Here is an 18,172-nt window from a genome sequence, read left to right as displayed (position 1 = left end):
GTGAAAGTACCATAGTACAGGGTGTGAGGAGAACCAGTGATGACGACGGATACGTGCTTGAAATGCGGCAGTCCGATGGGCCGGGGAGAGTACAGTTGCCAGGTTTGCGGAGAAAACGAAATACAAGACTACCAGATGATTCGCAATTACGTGAGAACTTATCCGAATTCGAATGCGATGCAAATTGCCAATGCTACAGGGATATCTGTTTCAAAAATATTGCGTTACATAAGAAATGGCTCTTTAACCGTAGTAGACACTCCGTCCCGCAGAGGGCGGTCATAAGGAAAAAAGAGAAAAGCCCACAGCTTTGTGGGCTTTTTGGGTTGATTATGTGTCTGTGGTTGGGAGAAGAATATTTCCAGACTAGGCTCCAGGCTCCGTCCCTCGGAAAGTGTGGACTGTCCGCTCCGAAACGATTCGCGGGGAAACGCAAAAGTGGTAGCCGCTACGCCGCTAGGGCAGGTTGCGTTTTTTCTGATGCCCGCGAATCGCTTCTTTCGCTCGGTAGGACTCCACAAGTCGCTACGTCTGGAAATATTCTTCTCTGGCGTTACTGAAGATATTCTTCATTGCTCTTTCATTTTTAAAGATCGGATAACACCGTATAGCTCGTAGAGGAAACAGGAGAAATAAGCGCAAGATCTTTGGAACACCGACCGAGACGCAATGCAAAAAGCGAAACACGCCTTTAAGCGTCCACTTCTGAGATAGCAACCTGAATGGACAACTTTGGATGCGGTTTCGCTTTTTGCATGGAGTCGGACAGTGAATCCCCCAGCGAGTGTTCCAAGAATCTGAGCGTTTTCTCCTGTTTCCTCCCCACCACAACAGTGGGCCAAAGATTAACTACAACCAGCGCAGACCCTTTGGATAATGATTTTTGAGTTGCCCCTCTGATTGCTTGCCCCAACCGATGGAGAATCCATCCACAGTAACCAGCGTCCAGCCGCTTTCACCATCTCGCGTGAGCGCTTCTCCTTTTAAGTACCGCAACATTTCAGGATCGTTGGCACTATACGAAGCGACACGGGCTGCCTCCGCAGGTGAGAGGGAGAGTGCCAAGGCGTGTGCAGGTTCAAATCTGTTCTTTTTTACGGTTCCTAGATGCAGACCGACGCGCGCGACCTTGAGCTTGTCCCAATCGAGCTCGGAAGCGGGTGAGTAGTAGAGTTGCTCGCCGAACAAAAGAAAAGCCATTTCATCATCGAATGCTTCGAAGAGCGCTGGGAGCGCTTCGTCCGCAAACGTGCGCCAGGCTGCCAAAGCTTCTTTTCGACCTGCTGGAGCAGATTTTGCCGCACGCTTTTCTTTTCGCTTTCCGGAAGGTTCATGAACTTCAGCGGTATCACTTTTTTGCAGCTTGGCGAGGTAATGACCTTCTCCCTGTAGACGATGAGGCCATAATCTGGCTGTCTGGGTGAGCTGCTCGTTTTGCGGAGACGCCCACTCCGGTTGACCAGCAGAAAAGCAATCTGCATGTGGCAGTGAGACGATCTCAAATTCCGGGTGACGGCCCAGGAAGTTAACCAGTGACTGCTCATTTTCCAACGGAGCGAATGTGCAGGTGGAGTAGACCAGAGTCCCGCCCGGCTTCAGCATAGCAGCAGCCGCTTCGAGAATATCGCCTTGCATGAGATGGCACTCGGTAACTTTTGCGGGGCTCCAGTCTTCGATTGCTTCAGGTAGCTTGCGAAACATTCCTTCGCCAGAGCATGGAGCGTCTACTAAAATTCGGTCAAAAAACTGGGGGAAACGCTCCTGTAAGCGTTCAGGCGTTTCGTTAGTCACGACGGCATTGGTCACGCCGCAGCGCTCCAGATTTTCTGACAAGGCTTTTGCCCGAACAGGATGGATTTCGTTTGCCACGAGCATTCCTTGTCCACGCAAAAACGCTGCAAGCTGCGTCGATTTCCCTCCTGGCGCTGCACACAGGTCGAGGATTCGCTCACCAGGTTGTGCGCCGAGTGCTTCGGCAGCGGACATCGCGCTTGGCTCCTGCAAATAGTACATACCAGCGGCGTGAAAAGGATGCTTGCCGGGACGGTCTGGCTCTTTGTAGCGAAAACCATTTTCGCACCAAGGGATTGTATCCAGAGCAAACGGCGAGATTTTCAAGAAATCGTCACGACCCACTTTCAACGGATTGACCCGCAAGCCGTGTGTCACAGGTTGATCATACGAGGAGACGAATACCTCATAATCGTGCTCGAGCAAGGTTTTCATGCGCTCGGTAAATGGTGTTGGTAAATTTTTTGTCATAACAGCCTCCGATGTCAGATTTTGGCCCCATGTGAAAGGAAAAGATAGAATCATGGCGAATCATAGAGAATGAGGTGAGAGCATTATGGAAGGATCCCGTGCAAAACGCTACCGCTCCCGGCGGAGGAATGACTCGGAAGTAAGCCGGTTTTGGATCATGGGGTTGCTGTTCTCACTGCTGGTGCTCGCTTTTGAATTCTTTATCGAAATACCCGCCGACGCAGATTGGCTGATCGATATGGAGATGGCTTTGTTTTCTGCCAGCTTTACGTTACTTGCCTTTTATCTGCTCGGACTTACCTTTGCCTTTTCTCGACACCAAAAGGCAGGGAAGATCAATCACCAAATCATTATCTATGTATGGTTGGGTGCGATCTTGTTTCACTTATTCCTGCTCATCAGCAATTTGTCCAATCAGCATGTGTACAAGGCAGGGATCATTCTATTTTTAGGACCATTGTTTTTAACTGTCTACCATTTTATCACGTACTTGGCAGCTTTGCGCGAGGAGCGTGAGGAGCAGGAGGCAGCTACGACAGCTACGCTCGAGCGTACAGCCTACCAGATGATTCTGGAGGGTGGGCGTGTATACAGCGAGTTGAGTCGCCTGAAAACAGAATATCCAGAAGTGGAGCAAATGCTTCGTGCCAACGATTTTCACGATAAACTGGAGCGCTATGCTTTGGAAATGCAGCAGTATTTGCAGGTGAAGCATTTTGAGCGCAAAGACGTGGAGCTCTTGGAGGGTCACTATTATTTCTTGGAAAACTTGCTGAGCTTGGCGAAACAACATCCGGGAATAATCGAGTCCCGCGTATATAGCCGCCGAAGTGACAATTGATGGGTACAAAGGAGAGGGAAGCGGATGTTTTGGAAAAAAGACAAAGGCCTAGCAGAAAAAGAGACAGCAGCGACGACAGTGGCAACTCCCACAACCACAATCGCAGGACAGCAAGACGTTAGGAAACAGGAGCTTCGCGGTATTTACGAGCAAATTGGTGCGATCCTCGCTTCGAACCAAGCGGTGAACGCCGAACACGATCAATTGGCGCGATTGGTGACGAGGATGAAGCGAGTCGTAGATAATATCCAGGCCGTTAACGAGCGGGATGATGAATCTGCGAGCCAGTTGTCGGTTCGAGGAGAGCGCCTGACGGACATCTGTAGACAATCGGTAGCGCGTGCAGATGAAGGCAAGAAGGCTATGACGGACGTTGTGGAAGTCATGAGCCTGCTCGACAAAGAATCGGTCCATACGTCCAAGTCCATGAGCCGCTTGGAAGAGCGCTCTTCGGAAATTACGAGTATCGTCAAGGTGATCAGCGACATTGCCAATCAGACCAATCTTCTCGCTTTGAATGCAGCGATAGAAGCGGCACGTGCGGGTGAACAAGGCCGAGGCTTTGCTGTAGTAGCGGATGAAGTACGGAAGTTGGCCGAGATGACAGCGAATTCCACCAAGACGATTGCAGAATTGATCGGCAAGATTCAGGAAGAAACAAAAGAGGCGTTGTCCAACAGTGAAAAAAGCAGCAGTGCGATCAAAAATGGACTTTCCATCAGCAAGGATGCTGCGGAGAAGACGGATCAGATCGTGAACGCTTTCCAGGCACTAAACGTTGAAGTGTCAGGAGTGATGGAAATCATCGCGCATCAAAAGCGGTTTGCTGACGATGTGTCCCAGCAGGTAAGTGATGCAAAGGGCTTGCTGGACGAGCTGAATGAAGGCTTGACCCAGCATGTGAGGGACGCAAACGCGGTAGAGCAAATGCTCGCGACGAGCGTAAAGGATGCCAAAACATTATTGTGATCATAAGCAAGCAGAAGGAGTCCGTATCCAAGCGATGCGGACTTTTTTGCAAATTACACGACGGATTCTGGGGCGAATGCAGACAAAATCAAGCGAACCACGGATTCCATCCGGGAAAATAAAGTAAGCCCATACATGTAACAAAATTCCCCTCTCAGGAGTCTAACTTTAGAGAGGGGAATTTATTTTTCCTTTAGTTCTTTTGTGTGGTGGGTAGCGCTTGCTCCAGCATATAGCGATAAACCGGGACTTCATCGCCTTTTTCAACGGGCAAGAAGTTAAACGAAACGTAGCTGTCTACGGATTCCGGTTCTAGGGCCAATGCAATGAAGTTGGCGTTTGGCTGGGCCATGCTGAACACGTAGCTACCCGCAGGAAAGGTTTTCGTTGTTTCTGTTACATTTGCAGTCACTTGATTAGTGAAATGCCCATTCTCGTAAATCGTATTCACCTTGTTTTCCAAAATGGTGTAGCTTTCTACCGCTATGGTTGTTTCTTTCGATAGCATGCTTACCGAGACACCGAGCAGTTCCAGCTTGGCCGCAACGTCATGGTAGGCAGGAGGCATGAGATAAGCAGTGGGGCGCTCGCGTTCGAGTACGGGATAGGCGTCCGTGGAACTCACCCAGTCGATGGGGGTAGACACTTTTTTTGCCGTGGCTAGATCGACCACCTCGAGAGACTGACCCGGTATTCGCTTATTTTCACTCAGGATGACGAGCTTATCGTTGTCGTTTGCCTTTTTGCCTTTTTCCGTGATTTCTGCGCGTGCCTGGGTCACGGCGGACTTGATTGCTTTGGCGTTGGCCGCTGTTGATTGGATGACAGCAGCGTGAGTCATGGCCTGACTGTATACACGTCGTTCAAAATCGGCGCGTCCAATGCCGATGCCGCGCGTTTCCACCAAAAACGTCAATGTGTTTTTCAGACCTAAGGCATTACGTCCGATTCTTGTTTCTGTGCTGCCTTCTGTTGCGGTCACTTTACCGTCCTTGCCTTTTGCCAGCGTATAGTAAGCGTGATGAGAGAGTTGCTCCTTATCGAGCGCTTTTTGAACGTCAGCCAAGAGCAGGTTGTCGGACATTTTGCGCAGGTTGGCGGGGATATTCAAGTTTTTCGCAGAGGAGATCAGAACATCGTAGGAAGAGATCGCGCCTTTTTCCCCAACATCGCGAAGTTGGCTGGAAGAGACGCCGTATTCATGGGCGTCAAGCACCACATCAGGTTGATAGGCGTTGATGGCTTGGTGAACCGCTTGCACCTCTGGGTATTCTACCTTCATGTAGTCACGGTTGGCATCCAGCTCTGTCGCGATGTAACGTTTGAACTGGTAGGAGCCATCCGGATTGATGCGAGGAATGATCGCGACGTTTACTCTATCCAGGAGGTCGGCGCCAAGTTTTCCTTCTGCCAGCCATTTAGCGATCACGAGAGCAGATTCACCAGAGGCGGGTTCATTCCCGTGGATTTGTGCCTGTAGCCAGATGAGTGGTTTCTCCTTGTTTTGTTTGATCTTACTGTGGTCTTTGCTGAACAGAAGCAGGGGGATATCACGACCTTCCAATGATGTACCGATGGATAGCAGCTTGATTTCTTTGGTGCATGCTGCCAATTTGCTTATGTAAGCCATCATTTCTTCCTGGGACGTAAAAGCTTCTTTTCCTTCTTGGAAGCCGGGTGTCCCAAATTGGATATTTGGTTTGGGAAACAAGCTCTCAATCTGTGCAGGCTGTACATAGGTTGGCCCCATTCCGTAATAAGGAATTGGGGTGTGTGGATCAGCTTGGGTGGCATGGATCAATGAGGGGCTGGTGAACAGAGATATTACGAGTGCAGTAGAAACAGCGTAGCGTACTTTCTTGTCCATAAATTCCCTCCTGCGAAACAAAGTTAGACACCTAAGATTAATTTATCAGATTATTATAAAAATAATAATCGCTACGAAATATTCATTTTAAAGTAGGACTTTCGGTTCTGCTTTAATAGAATAGGGGGATGACATGGTCAGAAAAATCAGCAGAGTGCTCCTTTTGATGACGGCCATCGCCGTAAGTAGTTTCTTTCCGAGCCATATTTCTGCAAACGAATGGAAAAAACCAACAGAAACAGAGAATGTTGACCAACTGAATCGTGCGATCCACCAAAAACAAGAATTTCGATTCTCGGATGGTGTCACGTATTGGGCCCATAAAATCACAGGTCAGCGCAATATGATGCCCTACGTTTTCACGATCCCGATTCAGGGTGACAGACAGAACATGATGTTCCGTTATCGAGCCTATGATGAGTCGAATAAACCGTATTGGAAGGTTGTCACGCTTGATCAAGTCCAGACGCTTCCGCTTTCCGCTGGTTTTGTAGAGACGGAGGGTAGGTATATTTGGTTAGGTAAGCCCATTACCTACGTGGATAAAGGCAGAGCTACGATTGAAGAAAAGCCGGCTTTGGCGTTGCCAATCGAAGTAAAACAGACGGCTTCTGGTGTCGAGCTAGTGATCAAGCTGCCGATGAAAGCAGGATTTATCAGCGAAATGTGGGCGCTCGATTCGAGAGATCCGCTCGTTCCTTGGGGAGAGCAATCGATTGACAACATCTGGCTTAACTTGGACGTTACGGAAAAGGCAAAATGGCTGTACGATGGGTATTACTACCAAAGTCCTTCAACGTACGAGCCGACTTCGGCGTCCTCCTTTTGGCGGATTCCCGAAAATTATGTCCTTCGCTCCTTTTTATATACAGGTGGAAGCAAGGCTGCCCGAGATATGGGCTATGTAATGCTGAAAGCGAGCCTGAAACAGCAGGAGCCTGAGGGGTACTGGAAGACGCAGCCACGCTCCTTGTGGTTAAGCGGCGATTACGGGATACCAGAAGGCTTTTACGATACGAGATTCAACACAGGAGCGGCTGATCTCATGCTTCGGGGCTGTGATCAGTATCAAGAAAAGGACTTTTGCCAATCTGCGAAAAAATATGTTTCTTACTTTCACAATCACGCAGCCATGAACCATTTTGCCATCGCTGGTGTCCAGCAGGGTTGGCTGGTTGCCGACTACGCAACAGCCACCCATCCAATGATTCAGACTCACGTTTCTTTGAATCATCAGTTGGCCGAAATCAATTTTCTCTACAAAAGCTATATGCAATTCGGGGACCGGACAGACAGAGACTTAGCAGACATCATGCTCTACGGTGTCGTAAACCTCGGATCGCAGTGGATTCTCGGAAATGGCGATTTGCATTACGCGTATTTTCCAGATGGGACATTCGGCAGACCGGACTATCCGTTCTTGACCTACAATGACTTGGTCGAAACCCAGCGCTTGTACCGTCAGCTGCACGGAATGGATGAGATGACCATTGCGATGTTGATTGAGAGTAAATTGATGTGGATGCAGCTGAATAATGTTCAGTATCGGTAACAGATAGAAATGTGACCCGTAGGAAGGACACTTTATCAGAGTGGCTTTCTTGCGGGTTTTTTGCATGTACCGGCGAGTTCATTTAATCTATTTTCCGCAAAGCGAACAGGGTCAAAAAGCTGACAGCCTCTCGTAGCTCTACGCTTAAGCGGCCTGCGATATCTGGCGTAATTCCTTCTTTGTATACGGGCTCTTCTCCCAGCAGTGTGAAGCCATTTTCGCTCGCCAACTGCTTGGCTTCCCAGGGCATCATCGTATTTTGGATCGTTGCCTCTTCATATAGTCTGCGATAGCTATGAGCGCGTGGGCCTGCTGTAGGACCGAGGATACCCAAGACGAGAATCCCTTCGGGTGCGAGCACGCGGTAAAGCTCCAAGAGTGCCTTGAGCGGAGACGGCGTGAATTCCACTACGTTAATCGAGAGCACACCGGAGAATGAATCATTGGCAAAAGGAAGCTCACTGATGTCTCCTGTCTGAAAATGAACAGAACCTGGGAAGGAAATGACCCGGTCATGAGCGAGACGAATCATTTCCCCGGCAATGTCGACGCCCTCCACCTGATAGCCGTGCTCTGCAAGCTTGCAACTGGCATAGCCGTCACCACAGCCTGCATCAAGAACAGGGCCCGATCCGACAGGTACATGCTTCATAAAAAAGGGGAGGATGGTGCTGCGGCTGCCTTTTTCCCACATGTGCTCACTTCTTTTTTGCCAGTCTTCTGCAAATTGATCCCATTGCTTGGCGGCTTGTTCCGTCCATTGGCTCATCACTGTTCACACCTTTCTCATCGAATGAACGATACCATTATGAAGAAAAACTCCGGTCGAGGCGGCCGGAGCTTTTCAGGGAAGTTGTTTTACGTCAAACGGTCATGAGGTTGTTTGGGGATATGTGCGACCAAGTCAGCAATTTTTTTACTTTTCAGCGTATGCATCATTTGCTGCTCAGCGTCTGCCACAACCTGTTGAATCAGACAGGCACTATCATGATGGAAGCTGCATTCAAACAAAGAGGTATTCCCTTCAATGGCTTGGATCACATCCAGAAACGATATATCATCCTGGTTGCGTTTGAGCTTGTATCCGCCATTTGCGCCAGATACCGAGTGGATTAACCCAGCCTTGACCAGTTTCGTCAGCATTTTGGATAGGTACGTTTGTGAAACGCCTAGCTTCTCTGCTAAAAGCTGAACACTAACGGGTTTATCAGGCGCTTCTGCCACCAGATAGAGCATCGCATGGAGGGCATAGTCTGTTGCCTGTGAATACTTCATAAGACACCTCAATCATGGACTTAATACATCCATCATAAAGTTAATTGGAAGCGTGAGCAAGGGGAAGAGTGATTCGTGCTATCATCTGCACTTTCGATGCCCATTTTAGGAAGGTGCAACTTGACACAAAAAATCTTTAAAGGATATTATAGATACGATAAGTCTGCGAATGAGTTGTTTGAAATGATCCAAGTGCAGCGAGTTATTTTTTTGTCTCTATTGAGGATATTGCGGGTCTGCAATGGTCGTTTCGAAAAACTGTTCAACATAAAAAGGGGAGGAAAGTACAAATGAGCATTTGCCACACGACAGACACTACCTTTCAACATGATGTAAAAAGCGAAGGCTATACACTCGTCAATTTTTGGGCACCTTGGTGCGGGCCATGCCGCTTTTTTGGGCCGATACTCGAATCGTTTGATGGAGAGCATAGCAGCGAAGTGAGAGTCCTAAAGGTCAATGTCGATGAACAAACGGAGATCGCCAATCAGTATGGCATAATGAGTTTACCAACGACCATTTTGCTCAAAAACGGGGAATTGATCGACAAAGTCGTAGGAGCGGCCCCTCTAGCGGAATTGAAACAATTTGTTTTCAAACATAGGTAATAGGAAAACGCAGCGAAAGCCATCGGTCAACTTGATCGGTGGCTTTTTGGTATCCAGTTGTGACACGTATGCGTACTTTATTAAATGAAAGCGTTTGAGCGTTTTCGCGTTGTTCCGTGTTCTTGCATGAGGAAGCGCTTCCAATGTACTCTCAAGATAACGACAAAATAATCCCAATTCACAAAATAATGTCAATAATCGAAAAGGAAAACGGAGGGGTAGGTAATGAGCAATACTGATTTTTTCCCGATTCAGGACTGGGACTACCTGGAGTTTTATACGGGTAACGCGAAACAAGCGATGCACTATTTCACAAATGCGTTTGGTTTTGAAGCAGTAGCCTATGCGGGCTTGGAGACAGGGTCTCGGGAAAAGGTTTCCTACGTCTTGAAGCAGAAGCATATGACGTTCGTGATCAGTGGGGCGCTTACGCCTGACAGCCCGATCGCAGAATTTGTGAAAAAGCATGGGGACGGAGTTAAAGACGTTGCCCTACGTGTAGAGGATTGTGAACAGGCTTACCGGGAGGCAGTTTCTCGCGGAGCAATCCCGATTATGGAACCGACTGAGTACACGGATGAATTCGGAACGGTCAAAAAAGCGATTATCGGTACGTACGGAGAAAACATTCACTCCTTTATCGAACGAAAAAATTACAACGGACCATTCTTCCCAGGCTATAAAGCTTACCAATCTTCAATCAAAGGGGAGAGTACGGGTATCATCGGCATCGACCACATCGTCGGTAACGTCGAGGTCATGGATGAGTGGGTGGAATACTATCAAAAGGTCATGGGCTTTACAGCCGTACAAAATTTCAGTGAGGACGACATCTCGACGGAGTATTCTGCGCTCATGTCCAAAGTGATGCAAAGTGGAACGGGACGCATCAAGTTCCCGATTAATGAGCCAGCAGAAGGACGCCGCAAGTCGCAGATTCAAGAGTTTTTGGAGTTCTACAAAGGTCCAGGCGTACAGCATATTGCTATCCTGACCAATGACATCATTGATACCGTATCGAAGCTGCGTGATAACGGCGTAGATTTCCTCATGGTGCCAGATGCGTACTACGAAGATTTGAAGGAACGCGTAGGGGAAATTGATGAAGACATCGAGGCGTTGAGAAAGCTGGGTGTATTGGTTGACAGAGACGACGAAGGCTATCTCTTGCAATTGTTCAGCAAGCCGATTGTAGACCGTCCGACACTGTTTATCGAGATTATCCAGCGCAAAGGAGCGCGCGGCTTCGGGAATGGTAACTTCAAGGCACTATTCGAGGCGCTGGAGCGCGAGCAGGAGCGCAGAGGTAATCTGTAATTCATTGATGTAACGAGCATGACAAGACCATCTCAGGCTGAAAATGCTGAAGGGATGGTCTTTTTGTGTTCGCGAAGCAGAAAAAATAAAAACGCATGAACCATTTAACCGCCTCTGTCATCTATACTAGTAGGAACCAAATATTGGAGAAAAAAGGAGGCTTATGCAATGTGAGCATCAAGACGGAAGTTCAGCACGCTGCGAGAGCCTGCTTATTTCAAAACATGGATGATCCAGATTCTCATAAACGAATGCAGGCAATGGCAGAGAAAAAAGAAACGAAGTCCAACGGTAGAGCTGTCTCCGCTACAAATCGAGGAGAAATCGGTACAGGCTCCCTATGAAGCCATTGAACTAACAGAGGCAGTATGGAAGCTGGAGCATGAGCTGCGCATCGTCGTTTGGCTTCACTATTACGAGGATTTGCCGATCAAAGAAGTCGCCTTGCGAGCAGGTGTCCCTGAGGGCACAGTGAAATCCCGGCTGCACCGGGCTCGCGTGCTGCTTGCAGAAGAGCTGGAATCCTCCCAGGAAAGGAACGTGGACCATGACCCGACTATTATGCGGAAGCTGAGTCTGAATGACTTCACTCCGCTATCAGCCGCATAACTACGCAGATGACCAAAAGAAAGAGAAAGGGCCGAATTTGCGATGATACATAGATTGGAACGAAATGATTATCTAAAAATCAGAACGTTGCTGTCACCTGATAACGTGAACGATCTGACCATCCAGGCGATTATCAATGGGACAAATCGAGGAGCGATTTACGTAGATGATGTAGAGCAGCCCCGGACAGCATTGGTCGATCAAACCGGCGTGATCAGCATTTTCGTAGGAGATGCTGCCAATGGAGCGTTCACAGCGGATCTGGGTGCCTTTATTGAGGGAGAATTGCGCAGATATACGACCGAATCGTGCGGGGGCACTCATTTTCTGGCGGTTGTGCCAGATGAAGCATGGGAAGAGGCAGTGACCAAAGCTATCTCGCATCGAGAGATCGAAACGGATTGGGAGTATTACTATCAGTTCAATCCCGAGCAATTCCAAGCGCGAAAGGACAGCTATCGCCCTCTGCCCGAAGGATACACGTTGAAAAAAATCGATGCAATTGTCATGGAAAACGACTCTGACAACATCCTAATAGAGGTAGTAGAAGAATTCTATCATTCGATGGATGATTTTTTGCAGTGGGGTGTAGGCTTTTGCGTATGCAAAGGAAATACGATTGTGAGTGCTTGCCTGTCTTGCTGTGTCCATGAGCGTGACCATGAAATTAGCGTGGAAACGTACGAGGAAGCAGACATGAACAAAGGCTTTGCTACGCTTGCTTGCGCGGCGTATCTGGAGCATTGTATGGAACATGGACTGACACCGCACTGGACCACGCTTCAGACCAATGAGGAGTCGGTACGTCTGGGGACAAAGCTAGGATTTGAGCCTAAGGAAAAGTGTAAAATACTGGAGTTCGAATACTAAAACGATACAGGTATCCACAGGTTGTCGAAATCACTTCGGCAACCTTTTTTAGTAGGAAAGGAAGAGAAGCAAAAGGGAAAAACGAGGTGAAAAGTGAATATTTTGATTAGTTATAGAAACGAACAGCTGGTAGCGACATGAAAGGGATGAACCAATGAATATGGCATTAATGGTTCCGTTGACGGAACGGACAGCTGTGTTGATAGTGGCGGCCTTGCTGTTTACGCGTGTACGCGCATTCCGCAGCATATTGAACCAGCAAGCGACGTGGCGAGAAAAAGTACTGATGGTCGTCATTTTTTCCGCTATTTCCATACTGGGTACCTATAATGGCATCTGGTATCAGGATGCGATTGCGAATTCACGCGTGATCGGGACTGTCGTGGCAGGCTTGCTGGCTGGCCCCTGGGTTGGACTGATGACGGGGCTGATTGCGGGGATTCATCGTTATTCATTGGGGGGCTTTACGGACTTGGCTTGTGCTATCTCGACGATTAGCGAGGGCTTGTTTGCGGGATTAATCTATCAGTTCCGCCGTAACCGCAGCAAAAAAATCGGGTGGACGACAGCACTCTTCGTCGGTTTTTTGGCTGAGTGGCTGCAAATGGGAATTGTTTTGCTCATCGCACGTCCTTACGCAGACGCATTGGCATTGGTGCAGGCCATTAGTGTACCGATGTCTGTCGTCAACTCGGTCGGAATTGCTATTTTGATCATTATTATTGACTTGGCAAAAAAAGAAGAAGATCGGATCGGGGCGCTCCAAGCCCAGCGAACGCTGCAAGTAGCGGACAAAACGCTGTCTTACTTGCGTCAAGGATTGACGTATGACTCTGCCCAAAAGGTAGCGGAGGAAATATTGCGGACAACGCGTGTAGCCGCAGTAGCGATTACCGATACGCGCTCTGTGCTTGCACATGTTGGCGCAGGCTCGTCCCATCACGTAGTGGGGGAAGGTATTACAACCAAGGCGACCAGTGAAGTTTTATCGACCAAAGAAGTAAAGATTGCTCAGACGAGGGAAGAGATTGGGTGCAGGGAGACGAATTGTTCCTTGCGCTATGCGATCCTCGTACCTTTGATGCGAAGACGTGAAGTGGCAGGCGTGCTCAAGCTGTATCAAGATCGCTCGCGAAAACTGTCTGCTGTGGACTTGGAACTCGTACGCGGATTGGGGAACCTGATATCGAGTCAGCTCGAACTGGCTGAGCTTGAAAAGCAGTCCCGTCTGTTGGCAGATGCAGAAATCAAAGCCTTGCATGCCCAGATCAACCCGCATTTCTTGTTCAATGCGCTGAATACGATCGTTTCGTTTATTCGCTTTCGTCCCGAACAGGCCCGTGAGCTGTTGATTCATTTGGGGGAGTACTTCCGGCGTAATTTACATGACTCTGGTGGATATGTCAGTCTGGCGCGTGAGCTGGAGCATATCGAAGCGTATTTGGCGATCGAACGTGCGAGGTTTGAGGACAAGCTCCATGTAGAGTACGACATCGAGGAAGGCGTGGAGCGGTTTACTGTGCCGGGACTGATTTTGCAGCCGCTGGTAGAAAATGCGGTCAAGCACGGGCTGTTGCCCAAACGCGAAGGGGGAACCGTAGTGATTCGTGCCCGCCGCAAAGAAAAGCAAATCGTCGAGCTGACAGTGGCAGACAATGGAGTCGGAATGGATGGGGACCCATTCAAGCCAGCCATAGCAGAGAAGAGTGCAGGGCGGCAATTATCTGGGATCGGTCTTGCCAATGTAAAAAGCCGTCTCCAGTCGATCTACGGAGATCCGTATGGAATCGTGATCGAGAGCAAAAGCGGGAGCGGCACAACATGCACCATACAATTACCAATAGGGGTGAACGTCAGTGCTCAAAGTGTTCATCGTTGATGATGAGACGCCAGCCAGAGAAGAACTGCGGTATTTGCTGGAGCAGTTTTCGGAAGTGTCTGTCGTAGGAGAGGCGGGCAGTGGGGAAGAGGCGTTGGAGGCGGTTCTTCAGACAGAACCGGATGCGGTCTTTTTGGACATCCACCTGCAAGACCGGGATGGTGTCGACGTGGGGCAGGAGCTTCTGGAATCCATGGTCAATCCTCCTGTCATCATCTTTGCAAGTGCGTATGAATTTCATGCAGTTCGAGCATTTGAGGCCGAAGCCGTCGATTATATCGTCAAGCCGTTCAGCGAAATGCGGCTGGAGAAGACGATGAACCGGGTACGGAAAATGATGCGGAAAAGTGAGCCTCCAATAAATGCGGCACCGATGCTGGAGGAAAGGTTACAGTCCCTTCTGCAAAATGTGCTAGTCGATACTCAGCCGCGCCGTGTCCCGGTGGAGAAAAACGGGAAGATCATGCTGATTGATCCAAACGAAATCGTCTATGCCACTTTGGAAGGAAGGTATGCGAGCATTTATACAACAGGTGAGCAATATGCGACCACGTTTACGTTGCAGGAGCTGGAGAGCAGGCTATCACGCCAGCAGTTTTTTCGGACGCATCGCGCTTTTATTGTCAATTTATCCAAAACGGCAGAGCTCGTACCTTGGTTCAAAGGCTCGATTCATTTGGTCATGCAAGATCAGCGCAAAACAGAGGTGCCTGTCAGCCGTAATGTCGTGAAGGAATTGAAGAGACGATTGGGCTTTTAAAACAAACAGACCAATCCTGCATCCTCTTTTGGAGAGTAGGATTGGTCTGTTCTTTTCCAAATGCTTACATGGGATAGTGATCGTTTTTCTTTCGCGTCACCATGATCCCGCCGAAGACGATCAGGAGCAAGCCGAGGATGCCACCTACTTGGGTAGACGCCAGGTTCGCGATCAAAAACACGATGGCAATGACGGTAAGGATGCCGATGGGGATCAAGAGAGCGGGTTTGCGACTGCCGAATATGTACAGCTCGGTAAGCCCAACGGCAGGACCAATCAGGAAAAAGGGCCACGTCGTGCTCATATCACCGCCCAAAAATAGCTGGCTGAAAAAGAAGAGTGGAGCGTAGACGAGCAAGATCCCGCCTGGTACGAGTAATCCAGCTCGATGTGGCTGCGGATTCATAAAAAAGAAAATATGAAACCCGATTGCTGGAATGAGAAGAAAGACTGGCCATAGCATGTCTATAGCGAGCGGTATGTTCAGGTAGGTTGCCAGAACAAAGATCGCTCCGATTCCGATAATGATGTAACCCCCGATTTGTCGCATGTGCGTATTCTCCTTTTTGGTTTTCATACCAATATGTGTATAACTTTAACATATTGTGGAGGAATTTGGATCAGACTCGGGGCGGAGACTTTCTACGTCCCCGAATTGAATGCGTTTACACTCAAACGAGGATGGTGCAGCTTGTGCCTGTTTTTGTACGGTTCAGCCATTTTTTATGTTGGTAATTTGTCCGATGTGATACCTTTTTCTAAGGTTGATTGACTGAATATTTAATAAATAAAAGGAGGCGACTCGGATGAAGAAATGGCTACTTTCCCTCCTGATTTGGGGCGGGATAGCTGCATTGGGTGCTGTCGGATTCGGGATGATAGCGCTCTGGCAAGGGGAATCAGTCAACTCGTTCTGGTTACTGACAGCCGCATTCTGCACTTATGCTGTAGCTTATCGTTTTTACAGCAAATTGATATCCAAAAAATTAATGGCGCTCGATGACAATCGCGCGACTCCGGCAGAAGTGAACAACGACGGAAAAGACTTCGTGCCAACGAACAAATGGGTGTTGTTTGGGCACCATTTCGCCGCGATTGCAGGTGCAGGTCCACTCGTAGGTCCTACGCTGGCTGCGCAAATGGGATATTTGCCGGGAACGATCTGGATTATTGTCGGGGTCGTGATCGGTGGAGCGGTGCAGGACTTCATTATTTTGTTCGGATCGATGCGTCGCAACGGAAAGTCCCTCGGTCAAATCGCCAAGGAGGAGATCGGTCCTGTAGGTGGAGCGCTCGCTTTGGTTGGTATTATTGCCATTATGATTATCCTGATTGCTGTTTTGGCGATGGTTGTTGTGAACGCTCTTGCTGAATCGCCGTGGGCTACCTTTACGATATTCATGACGTTGCCAATCGCAATATTGATGGGCTTGTACATGAGGTATATCCGACCGGGGCAGGTAATGGAGGGATCGATCATCGGGCTGGCGCTGTTGTTCCTTTCCCTCTGGCTCGGTCAAATCGTTGCTGCCTCGCCAACATGGGGACCAGCCTTCACGTTTTCCAAGGTACAGCTTGCCTGGATGATTATTGTGTACGGTTTTATTGCATCGGTTTTGCCTGTGTGGCTGCTACTGGCGCCGCGTGATTACCTCAGCTCATTCTTAAAAGTAGGGACGATTGCGGTGTTGGCGGTGGGAATCGTGCTGACACTGCCGCCATTGCAAATGCCTGCCCTGACGAAGTTCATTGATGGTACGGGCCCTGTTTTCGCAGGAAATCTGTTCCCCTTCCTTTTTATTACCATTGCATGCGGAGCCGTATCGGGATTCCATTCACTCGTATCATCCGGAACGACGCCGAAGATGATCGCGAAGGAGTCGCATGCGCCATTGATCGGATATGGCGGTATGCTGATGGAGTCTGGTGTCGCCATTATGGCGATGATTGCAGCGTGCGTGCTGACTCCCGGCGTCTATTTTGCGATCAACTCGCCTGCTGCGGCGATTGGTGTGGACGCAGTCCAAGTTGCAACGACGATAACGGGCTGGGGCTATACGGTAACCCCTGACCAGCTAACAACTCTCGCCAACGATATTCAAGAGAAGACGATCCTTTCACGGACGGGAGGAGCGCCGTCACTGGCAATTGGGATGGCGACGATCTTCTCCGGTGTATTGGGTGGCAAGGCATTAATGGCATTCTGGTATCACTTTGCGATCTTGTTCGAGGCCGTATTTATTTTGACGACGATCGATGCGGGAACGCGAGTCGGAAGATTTATGGTACAAGACATGCTCGGTAACGTCATTCCGAAAATGAAGGAAGTCAACTGGCTGCCAGGTAATCTCATTGGTTCTGGGATTATTACCATCGGGTGGGGATACTTCCTGCTTCAAGGTGTCATGGACCCATTGGGAGGCATTTACACGCTGTGGCCGCTCTTTGGTATCGCCAACCAAATGCTCGCCGCGATTGCGTTTACGGTGGGGACGACGATTATTTTCAAAATGGGCAAAGCTGCCTACTCATGGATCACACTCGTACCGATGGCTTGGCTGACGACTGCGACGCTGACAGCGGGCTGGCAAAAGCTGTTCCATCCTGATCCGAAAATCGGGTTCCTCTCGCATGCAGAATCATTCCAAAAGGCACTGGATGCCGGTACGCTGCCAAAAGGAGTAAAAACGGTGGAAGCTGCACAGAAAATGATCTTCAACGACCAGATCGATGCGGTGGTATGTGCGATCTTCATGGTCATTACGATTGGGATTATTCTCGACGGAGCGCGGGTATGGATCAATATTCTTCGCGGCAAGCAATATCCGTTGCAGGAGTCGCCGTACATCAAGTCCAAAGGAAATGTATTTGACGGGAAAGGCCATCACGTAGCATGAGGCGCAAGCTAAGAGCCATGCGAAAGGCGATGCGCACAGTGAGCTCTGCTATTAAAACCATTTTTGGAATGCCCGACTATGACCGCTATCTCGCCCATTGGTACGAGACGCATGGGGCACCCGGTATTTTTCCGATGACAGAGCGTGAGTACTACATGTACGCATTGACCGAACGGTTTGAAAAAGGCGGCGTGACTCGTTGCTGCTAAAGTAGCTATACAAAAAAGGATGTCTCCACGGTCAGAGATGACGAGGGAGGCATCCTTTTTCCGTGTTGTGGGACGAGCGTCGGGCGCTTTCAAGGGGGAACTATGACTTAGGTCTTGATAAACTACGACATTTCAGGCGTATTCCCTATGGCTAACGTGTGGTGTAACAGCAGGTAAAGTATGGTACACTAAAAATATAGCATGGCCGTTTTGTAGCACGAGCTGTCTCATCATCTTCAAATAAAACGTCGAAGCCT

General features: G+C 49.1%; 17 protein-coding genes. 12 read left to right on the top strand and 5 right to left on the bottom strand.

Annotation, left to right across the window (positions count from 1 at the left end):
* Window positions 1–39 precede the first annotated feature (39 nt).
* Entirely contained in the window at window positions 40–285 is a 246-nt protein-coding gene (locus C7R93_RS05540; protein ID WP_106837877.1) for a hypothetical protein, read from the top strand.
* A 564-nt stretch (window positions 286–849) separates the two neighbouring features.
* On the opposite strand, the gene C7R93_RS05530 is transcribed toward C7R93_RS05540, so the two are convergent.
* Entirely contained in the window at window positions 850–2,262 is a 1,413-nt protein-coding gene (locus C7R93_RS05530; protein ID WP_106837876.1) for an RsmF rRNA methyltransferase first C-terminal domain-containing protein, read from the bottom strand.
* An 85-nt stretch (window positions 2,263–2,347) separates the two neighbouring features.
* Between C7R93_RS05530 and C7R93_RS05525 the strand changes: the two genes are divergently transcribed.
* Entirely contained in the window at window positions 2,348–3,103 is a 756-nt protein-coding gene (locus tag C7R93_RS05525) for a hypothetical protein (RefSeq protein WP_106837875.1), read from the top strand.
* A 24-nt stretch (window positions 3,104–3,127) separates the two neighbouring features.
* Entirely contained in the window at window positions 3,128–4,072 is a 945-nt protein-coding gene (locus tag C7R93_RS05520) for a methyl-accepting chemotaxis protein (protein ID WP_106837874.1), read from the top strand.
* A gap of 193 nt (window positions 4,073–4,265) precedes the next feature.
* Here C7R93_RS05520 and C7R93_RS05515 read toward each other — a convergent pair whose 3' ends face one another.
* Complete coding sequence (locus C7R93_RS05515) at window positions 4,266–5,939, bottom strand: M14 family metallopeptidase (protein WP_106837873.1); 1,674 nt, start codon at window positions 5,937–5,939, stop codon at window positions 4,266–4,268.
* Window positions 5,940–6,072: 133 nt separating this feature from the next.
* On the opposite strand from C7R93_RS05515, the gene C7R93_RS05510 reads away from it, so the two are divergent.
* Complete coding sequence (locus tag C7R93_RS05510; protein WP_106837872.1) at window positions 6,073–7,491, top strand: hypothetical protein; 1,419 nt, start codon at window positions 6,073–6,075, stop codon at window positions 7,489–7,491.
* An 82-nt stretch (window positions 7,492–7,573) separates the two neighbouring features.
* Here C7R93_RS05510 and C7R93_RS05505 read toward each other — a convergent pair whose 3' ends face one another.
* Together C7R93_RS05505 and C7R93_RS05500 are read right to left on the bottom strand one after the other, a co-directional pair.
* Window positions 7,574–8,260, bottom strand: coding sequence for a class I SAM-dependent methyltransferase (locus C7R93_RS05505; protein WP_208637791.1), 687 nt, complete (start codon window positions 8,258–8,260; stop codon window positions 7,574–7,576).
* A gap of 89 nt (window positions 8,261–8,349) precedes the next feature.
* Window positions 8,350–8,766, bottom strand: a complete 417-nt coding sequence (locus tag C7R93_RS05500; RefSeq protein ID WP_106837870.1) for an RrF2 family transcriptional regulator — start codon at window positions 8,764–8,766, stop codon at window positions 8,350–8,352.
* Window positions 8,767–9,056: 290 nt separating this feature from the next.
* Between C7R93_RS05500 and trxA the strand changes: the two genes are divergently transcribed.
* The 6 genes from trxA (at window position 9,057) to C7R93_RS05470 (ending at window position 14,809) form a co-directional block, all read left to right on the top strand.
* Entirely contained in the window at window positions 9,057–9,374 is a 318-nt protein-coding gene (gene trxA / locus C7R93_RS05495; RefSeq protein ID WP_017250634.1) for a thioredoxin, read from the top strand.
* 225 nt (window positions 9,375–9,599) lie between these two features.
* Window positions 9,600–10,691 (top strand): 4-hydroxyphenylpyruvate dioxygenase, encoded by a 1,092-nt coding sequence (gene hppD / locus C7R93_RS05490; RefSeq protein ID WP_106837869.1) that lies wholly within the window; start codon window positions 9,600–9,602, stop codon window positions 10,689–10,691.
* Between the two features lie 198 nt (window positions 10,692–10,889).
* The gene (locus C7R93_RS05485) at window positions 10,890–11,300 is read left to right on the top strand and encodes an RNA polymerase sigma factor (RefSeq protein ID WP_279629442.1); all 411 of its coding nucleotides are present in this window, start codon (window positions 10,890–10,892) and stop codon (window positions 11,298–11,300) included.
* Window positions 11,301–11,342: 42 nt separating this feature from the next.
* The gene (locus C7R93_RS05480; protein ID WP_106837868.1) at window positions 11,343–12,170 is read left to right on the top strand and encodes a GNAT family N-acetyltransferase; all 828 of its coding nucleotides are present in this window, start codon (window positions 11,343–11,345) and stop codon (window positions 12,168–12,170) included.
* 154 nt (window positions 12,171–12,324) lie between these two features.
* Window positions 12,325–14,049 carry a sensor histidine kinase gene (locus C7R93_RS05475; RefSeq protein WP_106837867.1) on the top strand — a complete coding sequence of 575 codons (1,725 nt, stop codon included), beginning with the start codon at window positions 12,325–12,327 and terminating at the stop codon, window positions 14,047–14,049.
* Window positions 14,027–14,809 (top strand): LytR/AlgR family response regulator transcription factor, encoded by a 783-nt coding sequence (locus C7R93_RS05470; RefSeq protein WP_106837866.1) that lies wholly within the window; start codon window positions 14,027–14,029, stop codon window positions 14,807–14,809. The genes C7R93_RS05475 and C7R93_RS05470 overlap by 23 nt, the downstream gene beginning before the upstream one ends.
* A 64-nt stretch (window positions 14,810–14,873) precedes the next feature.
* Here the strand turns inward: C7R93_RS05470 and C7R93_RS05465 are convergent, their stop codons facing one another.
* Window positions 14,874–15,359, bottom strand: coding sequence for a hypothetical protein (locus C7R93_RS05465; RefSeq protein ID WP_106837865.1), 486 nt, complete (start codon window positions 15,357–15,359; stop codon window positions 14,874–14,876).
* 256 nt (window positions 15,360–15,615) lie between these two features.
* Between C7R93_RS05465 and C7R93_RS05460 the strand changes: the two genes are divergently transcribed.
* Together C7R93_RS05460 and C7R93_RS05455 are read left to right on the top strand one after the other, a co-directional pair.
* Complete coding sequence (locus C7R93_RS05460; RefSeq protein ID WP_106837864.1) at window positions 15,616–17,706, top strand: carbon starvation CstA family protein; 2,091 nt, start codon at window positions 15,616–15,618, stop codon at window positions 17,704–17,706.
* Window positions 17,703–17,915 carry a CstA-like transporter-associated (seleno)protein gene (locus tag C7R93_RS05455; protein WP_007722942.1) on the top strand — a complete coding sequence of 71 codons (213 nt, stop codon included), beginning with the start codon at window positions 17,703–17,705 and terminating at the stop codon, window positions 17,913–17,915. Before C7R93_RS05460 ends, C7R93_RS05455 begins: the two co-directional genes overlap by 4 nt.
* Window positions 17,916–18,172 lie beyond the last annotated feature (257 nt).

The organism is Brevibacillus fortis, assembly GCF_003013395.1.
In the GTDB taxonomy this organism is placed as follows: Bacteria; Bacillota; Bacilli; order Brevibacillales; family Brevibacillaceae; genus Brevibacillus; species Brevibacillus fortis.
This window is presented reverse-complemented; position numbering and strand designations above follow the sequence as displayed.